The organism is Imperialibacter roseus (assembly GCF_032999765.1).
In the GTDB taxonomy this organism is placed as follows: domain Bacteria; phylum Bacteroidota; class Bacteroidia; order Cytophagales; family Cyclobacteriaceae; genus Imperialibacter; species Imperialibacter roseus.
The window spans coordinates 765,727-778,582 of the sequence record NZ_CP136051.1 but is presented as its reverse complement, the minus strand read 5'-3'; the positions used below and the strand labels follow the sequence as shown (position 1 = coordinate 778,582).

At 48.4% G+C, this 12,856-nt stretch carries 7 protein-coding genes; 3 read left to right on the top strand and 4 right to left on the bottom strand.

What is annotated here, in order from left to right; all coding sequences use genetic code 11:
* Positions 1-40: 40 nt before the first annotated feature.
* A complete protein-coding gene (locus RT717_RS03260; protein ID WP_317490311.1) occupies positions 41-1,603 on the bottom strand; it encodes a GH3 family domain-containing protein in 1,563 nt (520 codons plus the stop codon).
* A gap of 97 nt (positions 1,604-1,700) precedes the next feature.
* On the opposite strand from RT717_RS03260, the gene RT717_RS03255 reads away from it, so the two are divergent.
* The 3 genes from RT717_RS03255 to RT717_RS03245 all read left to right on the top strand — a co-directional run bounded on the left by RT717_RS03255 (position 1,701) and on the right by RT717_RS03245 (position 4,342).
* Positions 1,701-2,384, top strand: coding sequence for a YggS family pyridoxal phosphate-dependent enzyme (locus RT717_RS03255; RefSeq protein WP_317490310.1), 684 nt, complete (start codon positions 1,701-1,703; stop codon positions 2,382-2,384).
* Positions 2,385-2,424: 40 nt separating this feature from the next.
* A complete protein-coding gene (locus RT717_RS03250; RefSeq protein ID WP_317490309.1) occupies positions 2,425-2,820 on the top strand; it encodes a DUF423 domain-containing protein in 396 nt (131 codons plus the stop codon).
* Positions 2,821-3,373: 553 nt separating this feature from the next.
* Entirely contained in the window at positions 3,374-4,342 is a 969-nt protein-coding gene (locus RT717_RS03245; protein ID WP_317490308.1) for a DUF4382 domain-containing protein, read from the top strand.
* Between the two features lie 76 nt (positions 4,343-4,418).
* Here the strand turns inward: RT717_RS03245 and RT717_RS03240 are convergent, their stop codons facing one another.
* The 3 genes from RT717_RS03240 to RT717_RS03230 form a co-directional block, all read right to left on the bottom strand.
* The gene (locus RT717_RS03240) at positions 4,419-7,391 is read right to left on the bottom strand and encodes a PD-(D/E)XK nuclease family protein (RefSeq protein ID WP_317490307.1); all 2,973 of its coding nucleotides are present in this window, start codon (positions 7,389-7,391) and stop codon (positions 4,419-4,421) included.
* Positions 7,388-10,696 carry a UvrD-helicase domain-containing protein gene (locus tag RT717_RS03235; protein WP_317490306.1) on the bottom strand — a complete coding sequence of 1,103 codons (3,309 nt, stop codon included), beginning with the start codon at positions 10,694-10,696 and terminating at the stop codon, positions 7,388-7,390. The genes RT717_RS03240 and RT717_RS03235 overlap by 4 nt, the downstream gene beginning before the upstream one ends.
* A 210-nt stretch (positions 10,697-10,906) precedes the next feature.
* A complete protein-coding gene (locus RT717_RS03230; protein ID WP_317490305.1) occupies positions 10,907-12,856 on the bottom strand; it encodes a sensor histidine kinase in 1,950 nt (649 codons plus the stop codon).

The window sequence follows — 12,856 nt, the reverse complement described above, 5'->3', positions numbered from 1 at the left end:
AGGAAAGCCCAAAGGTTGTATTTGGCGGGTAACTTTTTTTTCAACCACCCTTTAATTCCACATTCTCCTCCACCAAAAAGGCCTTCCAGCTTTCCAGCTTTTCCTTTTTCAATACACGTGGAAATTTGTTTTGACCGCCCTCTTTACCCTGCGCTTTCATCCATTTGTAGAAGAGTTGCGATGGAATCAGCTCCACAAAAATCTCTTTCAGGGCAGCAGTGCGCTCCACTTTGTAGTCATCGTTGATCTCCTTCAGCCTGGCATCCAGCTTTTCTTTGAACAGCTTTGGGTCGGTTTCGTCTTCAATGCCTATGTACCACCGATGGGCAAAGAGCGACCCGTACTTTTCGCCGGTGACTGTAAACTCCTTCACCCGGATATTCAGCTCATCCGACACCAGCTCCACAGCTTTGTTCATATTGTCCATCGACAAATGCTCGCCGCAGAGGCTGAGGAAATGCTTGGTTCGGCCAGTGATCATGATCTCACAGTCGTCTTTTGACACAAACTTGATCGTGTCGCCAATCAGGTATCGCCAGGAGCCCGAATTGGTAGAAATGAGCAATGCATACTCTTTCCCTTCCTCTACTTCGTCGATTTTATAGGTTTGCGGGTTATCGACCATTTCTCCCTCGGCTGTGAAGTTGGTTTCGTTGAAAGGAATGAATTCATAGAAGATGCCATTGTTCAGCACCAATCGCATCGATTTTGAGAAAGGGATGTACTGGAAGCCAAAGAAACCCTCGGAAGCCAGATAGGTTTCCATGTAAATGAGGGGCTTGGCCAGCAATTTTTCAAAGCTTTTTCGATAGGGATCCATCGAAACGCCACCATGAACAAAAATGGTCAGGTTCGGCCAGATATCGTGGATGGTTTTGACTTTGTAATGGTCAATGATCCTTTCCATAAGGATTTGAAGCCACGCCGGCACCCCTGAAATGATGCCTATGTCCCAATCCTTCGCCTTTAAGGTAATCTCTTCAATTTTTTCATTCCAGTCCCTCGTCTTAGCAATCCGCTTACCCGGCTTATAGAAATGCTGGAACCAGAAAGGAATTTGCCCGGCTGTGATACCGCTCAAGTCCCCCTCAAAATAAGATCCATTTCGCTGAAGTTGCGTGCTGCCGCCCAGCATCAATATACCGGCCGAAAACACTTCGTCGGACACATTGTACTTGGAAAGAGTAAGGATTTGTCTGATGCTGGTTCTCTGGATAGACTTGATCATGTCCTTAGTGACAGGAATGTGCTTCGAGGCCGACTCCGAAGTGCCCGAGCTAAGCGCAAAGTACTTTACCTTTCCCGGCCAGCACACATCCGGCTTTCCCTGCATCAGCTTGTGCCACCAGTTGGCATACATGCTGCTATAATTATGAACAGGAATGTTTCTTTTAAACTCGTCGTAAAAGTGATCGCTGTGTTTGTGCTTGAAGCTGGTCAAAAGCTCATTGAAATGATAGGCCTGACCAAATTCTGTGCCTCGGGCCTGTATCAATAATTTCCTTAGCTCCATCTTCTGAAGGTCGGCCGGAAACGAGTAGTCCTGTTCCAAACTTTCCCTCAGTCTAATTCCCTTCTTTAATAGCTTTCCTATTATCTCCATAAACCGCCAGCAATTGAATTTAATTAGAAAGTTACACAACAAAACATGGAATCAGTAACTCCCTTGATTAATTTTGGATTACGAAAATCGCTAAAAAATGGATATTGATATTGGCAGAAATCTTCAAACTTTTTTAAGCACCATCGATCAAAACAAAGCTAAGTTGATTGCGGTAAGCAAAACAAAGCCCGTAAGCCTCATTATGAAGGCTTACGAAGCAGGACAGCGAGAGTTTGGTGAAAATAAGGTGCAGGAAATGGTAGAAAAACATGAAGAGATGCCAAAAGACATACACTGGCATTTAATTGGGCATCTGCAGACTAATAAAGTAAAATACATTGCCCCATTTGTCCACCTAATTCACAGCGTGGACAGCGAAAAGCTATTAAGAACCATCGACAAGGAAGCGAAAAAAACCAATCGGGTGATCGACTGTTTGCTACAGGTGCACATTGCGGAGGAAGAAACTAAGTTTGGGCTGTCGGATGATGAAGCGAGACAGCTGCTAAGCCCAGAGGTATTGGACGGCCTGCCTAACGTTCGTATTGTGGGCCTGATGGGCATGGCTACCAATACGGAAAGTGAGGAGCAGGTTAAAAAAGAGTTCCGCCATTTAAAGGCACTTTTCGGAGAATTGAAATCGACAGTTAACCACACAAGAGTCATTATGGCTGAATTATCCATGGGCATGAGTGGAGATTACCAGCTTGCCATTGAAGAGGGCAGCACGATGGTGCGTGTGGGAAGTGCCATTTTTGGTCAAAGGAATTATTCAGCCTAAGTCATAGTTTGTCTCAACACCACGCAGCAGCAGATCAATCATGTCAGATTCAGTCAACAAAAACGCCAAAAGAACCCTTATCGTAGCTTCCGTCTTCGGCGCACTTGCTGTAGGCATCGGAGCCTTCGGCGCTCACTCCCTCAAAGCACATTTGTTGGAAATTGGCCGGTTCGACACCTTTGAAACTGCCGTTCGGTATCATTTTTATCACACATTCGCTTTGCTGGTGGTTGGCTTGCTCCAATTGCGCTTCAACAACAAGTACCTCAGTTGGTCTGCCAATTCTTTTCTGGCTGGCATCCTTCTCTTCAGTGGCTCTCTTTATACGTTGTGCCTGGCCCCCAGCCTTGCGTATCTGGGCATTATTACTCCCTTTGGTGGCCTATTCTTTATTTCTGGCTGGCTTGTCACGGCTTTTGGCGTTAGCCGCCAATAAACCTCTAAATAGCTTTTTGTCCTTTTGTAACAGCTATGCATCCGCTCGTCCGGCAACAGAAAATTTTTATCTATAAATATAAATAATTTAATTTTTTTTTATACTTTTCGTATAACATAAATGATTCAGACTCGTTAGAGTTGTATAGGTTGTCACTGAAATTGGAAATAGGTAGACAATCAAAAAGAGACTAACTGTTAAACAGCATATATGAATCCATTTGTTCACTCATGTGAACGTCCCAGCTATGGAGTATAAAAGTTAAGGTTAGGTTGATTAGTATTAGTTGTCATAAAAAGTCTTCCCCATTGGGGAGGACTTTTTTTATTTATCAAGTTTGGGTTCCATTTCTTCTTCTAAAGCCATAAAAAGTAATCGTCAGGTTCCAAATCGATTCAAAAAAATATAAGCACCTATAAATTAGACACTTAGATACAGATATAATCAAGTGATTCATTGATAAAATATAACTATTTTTATATTATTTTATACTTTTCCACAACAACTCTACCTTAGCTACGTTGGTAAGGGCATGAACCAAAAATTAAAAGCTATGTGGAAAAGAAAAAATTCAGTTATGTCAATGTGGGCCACCGGCCTTCTTTCGTTAAGTGTTTTAGCATTTACAAGCTGTAATAAGGAGGGAGACGAAAACCTGGGTGAAGGTAGCATGGAGATACAAGTAACTGATGCTCCGGCCGACAATGATGGCATAGAAGCCGTATTTGTGACTGTAACAAATGTAAAAGTAGATGGCCAGGTGGTAGAAGGGTTTGAAGGCCCGAAGACCATCGACATAATGGCCCTGCAGAATGGAAAGACTGAAGTGCTTGCCACAGACAGGTTTACGGCAAAGTCGTATCAAAACATCACGCTAGAGATTGATTCTGAAATGGACGAAGATGGAGATATGCCTGGTTCCTACGTAGAAATGTCCGACGGAACGAAACACAAACTTGCAAGTAGTGCTGGTGAAAAAAGCGAATATACATTCAAAGGTACTAGCCGAGTAATGGCTGATGCAAAATCTACGGTCGTGCTTGATTTTGACTTGAGAAAGTTCATTAGAGAGTCTGATGCTGGTAGTGCTTCAAGTTTTAGCTTTGTTAGCAAGTCTGACCTTGATGGGTACCTGAGGTTTGCCGATGAAGACAATAGTGGTAGCGTGAAAGGAAATTATGACGGGCAAATTGCTGCCGACGAAAAGGTGATCGTTTATGCCTACAAAAAAGGTAGCTTTAACGAAAGCCAGGAAGCTGAGGAAGACGCCAGCATCCAATTCAAAAAAGCAGTTGCTTCTTCTGAAATACATGGAGCCCTGACAAAATCTTTTAGTTTCTACTTTCTTGAAGAGGGGGAGTATGAGTTTCACTTTGCTTCATATGAAGAGAATGAAGCAGGCGAGATGGAACTTAACGGAATGATCGATGCCGAAAGCGAAACTAATGTGGACCTGCTCAACAATGTTGAGATACAGGCCGGCGTTCAATTGACACTCAATGTCATTGCCAATGGCATCTAAAGATAAAGGTTAGGTTGATTAGTATTAGTTGCAAAAAGCTCTCTCCTCTGGAGAGGGCTTTTTTGTTGTTGTTGAGTCAATCTCTATGGCAAATGGAGTTGTAGGGGCAATTTTTGCACTTCTTCAGATCATCGGTCTGATCGAAGGGTGTTTCCTCGTCAAATATTTCTTCAAGCAACGTTTTTAGTCCACCCAGAAATTCGGGCATAAAAGGCCTGATGTCCTGTACCAGTGTACCCTTCCCTCTCGACCCTTCCGCCTTTAGCTCAAGCTCCACCTGGAAATTGTCGTTGAAAAGCTCCCTGCTATTGTACAGCCCTGCCAGCACTTTGATGTCTTCGGCAACGGCGTTTTTATCGAGATAAAGCATGCCGTAATAGAAGGTCTGCATGGCAGCTTTGTTTCGTTTCGGGTGTTCCCGGTCGAAGAGCGTTTCTATCCCATAAAAAACCTTGTTGTCTGCGCCGCTTTTATAGTCCATCACCCGCACCAGGCCCTCTTTGCTGTCGACCCTGTCGATGATACCTTTCAGTTTTACTTTTCGCACACCCGTTAGCTGAAAATCAAGTGGAAGCTCATCCAACTCCAAACCAAGTATTTCGAACGGTGCATAGCCCTCGTCGTTCTTCAATATCTCCATCGTCAGCTTTTTGGCGATCGACTGTGCAATGAGGTTTCGCCCCTCAGCTTTGAACTGCTTGCCAGTGCCCAGGCTGTAGTGCATTTCAAAGGCCTTTTGCAATGCTTCAGGAACACCTTTTCTTATGCTATCAAAATCGGCTTTATCAATTTGCCTGGAGCCTTTCTTTTTTATGAAATCGGCATACAGAAACTCCAGGGCATGGTGAAGGATGTTGCCGAAAACGGCCGGATCAATCTCGGCCTGTACCTCTTCCGGTTCATAGAGCCTGGCCACGTGGCGGAAGTAAAAGCGCAAACGACAGTCGAGGTAGGTATTGAGGGCGGATGGCGACAATCTTTGGTGAGCAGCGGATTCATCGTCAGTCACCAAAAACTCACCAAGCCTTGCCAGTACCTCATTCGTCTTTCGTATCAGAATCGGTTGAGGTACGCTGATGGCGACGTCGCTGCTTAACGATTTATATTGAATGCTTGCACCATGCACAGTCTCGTATTTGAGCTGGTACAGCAGGCGGCTCTGCTCTCCTTTCAGGTTGGTTTCGTTACTGGTATTGTGCAGGAAGGTAACCTTTTCGGCCCTTTGCAGCAGGCGATAAAACAGGTAGCTGTAGAAGGCATCCTGCTGATCAAAGGTGGGCAGCCCAAAGCCTTTCCTGAGGTTGTAAGGCACAAAAGACTGCGTAGCAGCCTCCGCCGGCCAGTATCCTTCGTTCATACCAAGCACAAACACCTGTTTGAAGTCGAGGTTCCTCGTTTCGAGCACGCCCATCACCTGCAGTCCTTTGAGTGGTTCGCCGCTGAAAGGAATCCGCACCGACTGCGCCACCTTTCGGAACAGCTTTTGGAAAAGAGTCACGTCAGGAGCCTCGTTGCCGACAAGCAGCGTTTTCAACCGCATTAGCTGTTCATGGAACTTGATGATATACTCTTGTTCCAGATTAGTCTGTTCCAGATTAGTCTGTTCCAGATTAGTCTGTTCCAGATTAGTCTGTTCGAGACCACCCTGTTCCGGCTGGTTCTCCTGAAGCGAATCGTATAAGAGATTCAGTAGTGCAAGCAAATGGTCAAGCGGCGACGCTTCCGAATAGAACAACGTCTTGATAAAACTTCCGGCATCAGCAAAATCAGCTTTATCAAGTGAGATGATATTGTCTTTTTCGATGGTATAAATGAGGCTGCTTGCTTCTTTCGTAACCGTGGAGAAAACATAAGGATGTCTCAAAATCGCCAGGACATCCCTGTAGGAATAGGCTTCGAAGGCTTTGTCGCCATCTCTCTTTGTCCTCGTGTTCTTGCGTAGGTCGAGCACGGCATCCAGCAAACCAAAAAGTGGCGTATCCTTCAGCGGATAGCCCATGGTGATGTTCACCTGCTTCACTTCTTCCGGCAGGGAATTGAGCACCGGGAACAGGAAATGTTCCATGGGCATGACCACGACCGTTTCTTCAGGTACCCACGACGCATCTTTTGCCAGCTCCTCCAGGCGCTCGCCCACATACTTGGCCTGCCCTATTTCCAGCGACACGCCAATAGCATCGATTTGTTTTGGTTTTTCGAAATTCGCCGGAATCTCCTCCGGGAAGGTTTTGCCCAGCAACGTATCTTCTTTGTACTGACGGAAAAACTGGCCCGACTCCTGCTGCCCGGAACGGACGTAGTAATCGTCCATGTCCCAGAAAATGCGGGCGTTGGTTTCTCTCACAAAGTACTTCAGCACAGCCTCTTCGGCAGAAGTCAGCGCATTGAAGCCAGCGAACCAAAACTGCGAATCGCCCTGGGCAGGATTGAAAGTATCAGCATTGCAGGCCTCAGCAATGCTGCGATATACCATGCCCTTGTAGGCAAGCTTCCTGTCAGCAAGCCGCTTGCGGTAATCCTGGTAGATAGGCACCAGCAGCCTCCATGTTTTCAAAAAATGAAGCTGGTCTCCTTTGGCCTGAGGCATAAAACTCTTCCAGAACGACTGAATCACCAGCCGCTCTTCATCGCCCAGGTAGGCAAAAGCATCGTCGAGCTCCTTCTGGGTCTGAATACTTTGAAAGAGATGGTCTGGCTCCACAAGGTATTGGTCAATATCCTCAAAGTCTCCCACCAGCACTTCGCCCCAGAAAAAGAACTTTTCCAGCGATTCCGCTTCAGGGTTAACCTTTCGGTAAGCGCTGTACATCTCGTACACAAGTGTCAGCTTATCGGCAATTTGGACGTCGGTGTATTGAAACAGGAAGTCCTCAAGGCTGTATATTTCCGGCGCCCACACGGGGTTCTTGATCTTTCGTGCCAACGCCCTGCGCAGGAACAGGCCCGCCCTGCGGTTGGGGAAAATCAGCTTTACCTTGCCCAGGTCTTCGCCTCCCTCTGATATGAGCGCATCGGCAATCTCCTCCAGAAATGTTCGCTGCTGGCTCATGCTACCTGATTGATTTTTAGTTCGTCGATATACACCAGGAAGCCAGTCACCTTAGCATAACCCATACCAGAGAGCAAACTCACGTATTCCGTCGCCTGCCGAACATGGTTATTGGAAGGCATCCCGGTCTTGAATTCTATCAGCACCGCCTCGTCCGCTTTCAGCAATACCCTGTCGAAGCGCCTGATGTCGCCGCTCATGGGCAGCACCGGGCTTTCGGTTCTGACTTCCCATTCTCCACCGTACCAGCCTTTCATTTCAGGCAGGTCGAACAGCTTTTCAAGTTGTTCCCGGATGGATGCTTGCTCATCCTTGTCCATTGGCTCCAATGGCAGCAGGTCAGTCAATACTTTCAGGAGATCGTCCTGGTGCTTGATATGAGAAAGTAGTCGGTGATATACCGTGCCTCGTTGGGTAGAAATCAGGCTTTTCTCCCTGACACCTTCGTCAAGCGTGCCACCTTGCAAGCGGATGCTAAGCCGGTTGCGCCAATTGGTGGAAAGGTAGTTTTTTAAGCCAACTGTCGGTTGCCTGTCTCCTATTTGCTCGTCGTCGTACAAAGGTAGTCCGCCTATTTGCACTGAGTAGCTAGCTGCATCTATTTCCGGCGCAGGTGTGATAGCGAAGTCCCCGGTGCTCTCATCAAGAAAGAGCTTATAGAGTAAATCCGATACTTTATTGATGCTGAAACCTCCCGATTTATTGAACTTGGGCAAAGGCGCATAAATGTAAAGCGCTTCCTCTGGCCGGGTGAGGGCCACGTAGAGCAGGTTAATATTGTCGAGATAGATTTGTTTTTTTTCTTCGTAGTAAGCCTCGGCAAAATACGTGGCCGTCAGCTTGCTGGAGTAGCGCACCGGATAATAAGGCAGCCGGTCGAAGGGCGGAATAGCCGGAGCCTCGCACCACAGCACCTCTTCCAGCTTGTGGTCAAAGTCCCAGCTGCAGAATGGCACCAGCACAGCCTTGAACTCCAGGCCTTTGGCTTTGTGGATGGTCATGATACGTATGGCATTCTGCTCTTCCGGCACCTGCACGCTGCGACGGGAGCCTGTATCGGCCCACCACTGCAGGAATGAGCCCACATCACCCCGGTTGTTTTTACTGTACTCCAGCAGGGCATCCTGAAAGCCCTGGAGATAAGGAAACTCTCTTGGGTATTCCGTCAGGCCAAACAACCCGATCAAGCGCTCGGCCAGCTCTAGCAACGGCACCTTCAGCAAGGCAGGCAGTTCTTCAATAAAATCCGCTGGCAGCAATTGCTCAAACTCTGCCTGCTTTTCTTGGTTGCCCGCCCAAATGAATAGCTCCGACAACCCGGGCACAGATTTTTTGGTAAGAAAATGATGGTATTCGTACACCAGCTGTGCCAGGGCCAGGTTGTTCTTTGGGTTGTACAAATGGCTGAAAGCAGACAACAGCAACCGCACGACCGGGGAAGCACCGAGGTAAAGTGACTCTGGCGAAATGACATCGTAGCGCTTTTTACCTGTGGCCGTTTCCTTTTTCTCTAGTAGCGCCTTCGCCATTTTCCTACCTTCTTCTGCCCGCCTCACCAGGATGCAAATGTCCCGCAACGCATATTTTGGTTGCAGGTCTTCGATAGTGGTAATCGCTTGCTGAATGGCTTTTTCGTCCCAGCTCCCGGCTTCCTCGTCCACTTCGTCGCTATCATCAGGATTGTCACTTTCAAACCACTGCAGCTTGATGAGTCCTCCGATTTTGTTTTCGTTGCCCTGCCCCTGCGCCGCCTCGTGGTACGACAGCCGGAAGCGTTCCAGCTCCTTCCCGACTCTCGCTTTCATGGTGTCGTCAGGAATAGATGAAGCACCTTCCAACAGCATATCAGCCAGGAAGTTTGGAGCCTGTTCAAAGAGCTTATTATTGAAGTTGATAATGTTGGCGTAGCTGCGCCAGTTGTTTTGGAGCTGCTCGGCTTGGGTGTATACGTCGCCAATATCATTGGCCACCTGATCAAGCAGTAGCTGGGAGTCGCCACCCCGCCAGCGGTAAATAGACTGCTTTACGTCACCTACCACCAGGTTTTTGTAGCCTTGCGCCAGGCTGTTTTCCACCAAAGGGCGGAAGTTGCGCCACTGAAAGCCGGAAGTGTCCTGAAACTCGTCGATGAGGTAATGGCGGTAGAAGGTGCCTGCCTTTTCGTAGATATAGGGCGTTTCGTTGTCGCCAATGATGCGGTTGAGAAAGTCGGGCGCATCGGAGATGAGCATCACCTCCTCCTCATCCCGGTAGTCCCCCAGGTTGCGGCTGAGGTCGGAAATGATGCCCAGCGTGTACAGGTAACGCATGACCTGGGTGGCGCTGTTGTAGGCCAGGATATTACGGTCGTGGTAGTCGATCATGCCATTGTAAGCGGCCAGAATACCTCCTTCCAGCGCCTGCTCCAGCTGGGGCCTGATCTTGCTGGTTTTGGTGATCCATGCATCGAGGTTGTCGGTGGCGCCCCGGCGGGTATCGGAGATTTCGTATTCGTTTTTGGCAAACTTGGCAAACAGGCCAGCCGGGCCGCTTCCGCCTCGGCTAAAGTCCGCAACAGTCAGTTGATGCTGCTCCAGCACCTTGTCAAATTTGGCAATGAAGCCCTTTACCGTATTTTCAAAAACAGCCTGCAGCTCCTGCATGCCCTTCATGAACAGTTGCACCCGATTGTCGTCTTTGGCTACTTCGGCCAGCATAGGAGCCACCACTTTGAAGCGCTCTTTGAAAAGCTCCCTGCCCAGACTTTTAATATCCTTACGGATGTCCCACGACTTGCCCTGCTGCAGTTTGTCTTCCGCAAACTGCGTGAGCCAGCGGGTGAGCTGGGGGTTGTCACCTACCTCCAGCAGCATGCGGTCGATGATTTCGTCGAGCACCTTTTCCTGGTCCAGTTCCAGGGTAACGCCGCCCTGAATGCCCACCTCCCGGGCAAAGGCCCGCAGCACCCGCTGGAAGAACTTGTCGATGGTGCTGACATTGAAGTGGCTGTAGTCGTGGAGGATGGCGGTGAGGCTGTCGTCGGCCTTTTTGCTCAGCTGCTGGTCGGTAATGCCCAGGGCGTCTCTGATCTCTGCCCGCAGTCCTTTGCCCTCCCCTTTGCGCAGCATGTCGAGGTTTTGAATGATGCGGGCCTTCATTTCGGCGGTAGCTTTGTTAGTAAAAGTAACAGCCAGGATATGGCGGAAATAGCCGGGAAACTGCAAGGCCAGCAAGATGTACTCCCGGGCCAGCGTATACGTTTTGCCCGACCCGGCTGACGAACGGTAGATGATGAAGGATTTGGGGGATTCGGGTTGGGGAGTCATTGGGGTAAATATAGGGAGGTGGCTGAGCTTTATGAAACCTAAATGACCCCAATAGTTCAAGCGTCTCGCTTGGACTACTTCTCATAAAGCGTCTCGCTTATGAAAAGGTTACATTTTGAAAATTACGATAGCGGCGAGACACCGAAATGAAGAATCCACAAGCCTGCCCGGCCGGGGAAGATCCTTGCGGGATGGAGGGTTACGCTATCGCTAAACTTGCGGCACGGTATGGGGGACCTTTTCCAATGCGCCACCCGCCACCGGCAAATACACCCTAAACGTAGTCCCCACTCCTTCCTCGCTTTCCACTTCAATGCGGCCTTTGTTCATGTCCACAAACTCTTTGACAAGGTTGAGGCCAAGGCCCACTCCTTTTTCGCCGCCAGTTCCCCAATGGCTGCGGCCTGCGTCAAAGCCAAAAAGCGTCTCCATTTTCTCAGCCGGGATGCCAATGCCGGAGTCCGAAACAGCAATAACGCTCTCCTTCCCTTCTAAGCCCAGTGATAGCCCCACCGTGCCTCCTTTTTTGGTAAACTTCAGTGCATTGTTGAGCAGGTTTCGGATGATGGTGGACACGCTGTTTTTGTCGGCTAACACATTGACGGCGCCAGGTAAGTCGCTGGTGAGGGTGATTTGCTTGGAGACAGCCATGTTTTCGATCATGCTCAAATTCTCCTGACATAGTCGGGTAAGATCAAGCTCTTCGGGCTTATTGGGGAATTTCCCCTGCTGGCTCATGGCCCAGTGCAGCAGGTTATCGAGCAGGGCGGACAACTCGATAGCAGACTTATCAAGCATTTGGCTGATCTCAACAAGGTCGCTGGTGTCGCCACTTTCGAGGCTAAGCTCAATGAGTCGCACAAAGCCATGAAAATTACCAACGGGCCCCCGGATGTCGTGCGAAATAATCGAGAAGAATTTGTCTTTCGTATTATTCAACTCTTCAAGGCGATCCCGCTGAGAGGCAATAATTCTCCTTCTTTCCCTTGATATTTTAATGGCCCGGTTCCGAAGCTTGTACAGCCTGAACAGTACGTATACCAGAATAACAACCAGCACCAGCACAATGGCAATAGCTATCAGAATGATCCGCTGGTTTCGGGCCTGAGCTTGCAATAGATCCACCTCAATTTGCTTCTGCCCTACCTCGAACTCGGTCCGAAGATCGGCCATTTCCTGAATCACATCTTCGTTTTTTATGCTATCCCGGTAGGTGATGTATTGATGCAAATAAGTATAAGCCTTTTCGTGGTCACTCATCTCACGATAGAGCCCTGAGAGACTGAGGCTTGCATCACGAACTCTTTCCTGAAGACCGTCAGCTTCAGCATACTGCAGGGCCTCTTGCAACAATTTCTCTGCACTTTTGAAGTCCTTCTTTTGAAGATAAATGTCCGCCATTTCCGTTTGAAACTCCGTAATGGCATATGAATCACTCAGCCCTATGAGTATTTGAATGGCTTCAGCCAGGTACTGCTCAGCCTTTTCAGCAGCACCTGTCCTTGCATAAACGAGCCCGGAATTGCCCAGATTGTAAGCCTTCCCTACCAGAAAATTCTTTCGTTCATAAATCTGACCAGACTCGTCGAAGAAGAACAGCGCACTGTCGTAGTTGGCTACCCGGTAGTATTCATAGCCCGTATTGAGCAAGGCAGCCGCCAGGGTAAGCGAGTCGCCGGAATCTCTAAGTATGCCAACAGCTTTCCTTTTGTATTTGATCCCTTTTACATGGTCGCCCATATCACCATAAACACCCGCAATAGACAAAAAAGCCCCTCCTATTCCAGTCTGATAATTACCCTTCTGGGCCATTTCGACACTTTTGAAATACTCGGCAATAGCCAGATCAAAGTCGCCCTGAAACTTCAGCGCATTACCCTTTTGTAAATGCCCTCTATGCAACCAAACGTAGCTGGAGTGCTTTGTGGCAAGCTCAATCAGCTGCTCCGCATACTCAAGCATCTCGCCTGGCCTGGTCGATTGGAAGGCAATGCGTCGCAAAATTTCGAATTTGGCCGAGTCGGGCACAGTGGTGGTTTCCAACACCTGAATAAGACTATCTGCTTCGTGTTGATCCTGGGCAGAAGTGTCAGCACAAAAAAAGAGGTGGAGACCCGCAGCACATAAGCAGGCCCTCCAACTTGCAAGCCGTTTCCACAT

Coding starts and splice junctions, on each gene's coding strand:
- RT717_RS03260 (WP_317490311.1), bottom strand. CDS start 1,603: ATGGAGATAATAGGAAAGCTATTAAAGAAGGGAATTAGACTGAGGGAA.
- RT717_RS03250 (WP_317490309.1), top strand. CDS start 2,425: ATGTCAGATTCAGTCAACAAAAACGCCAAAAGAACCCTTATCGTAGCT.
- RT717_RS03240 (WP_317490307.1), bottom strand. CDS start 7,391: ATGAGCCAGCAGCGAACATTTCTGGAGGAGATTGCCGATGCGCTCATA.
- RT717_RS03230 (WP_317490305.1), bottom strand. CDS start 12,856: ATGTGGAAACGGCTTGCAAGTTGGAGGGCCTGCTTATGTGCTGCGGGT.
- RT717_RS03235 (WP_317490306.1), bottom strand. CDS start 10,696: ATGACTCCCCAACCCGAATCCCCCAAATCCTTCATCATCTACCGTTCG.
- RT717_RS03245 (WP_317490308.1), top strand. CDS start 3,374: ATGTGGAAAAGAAAAAATTCAGTTATGTCAATGTGGGCCACCGGCCTT.
- RT717_RS03255 (WP_317490310.1), top strand. CDS start 1,701: ATGGATATTGATATTGGCAGAAATCTTCAAACTTTTTTAAGCACCATC.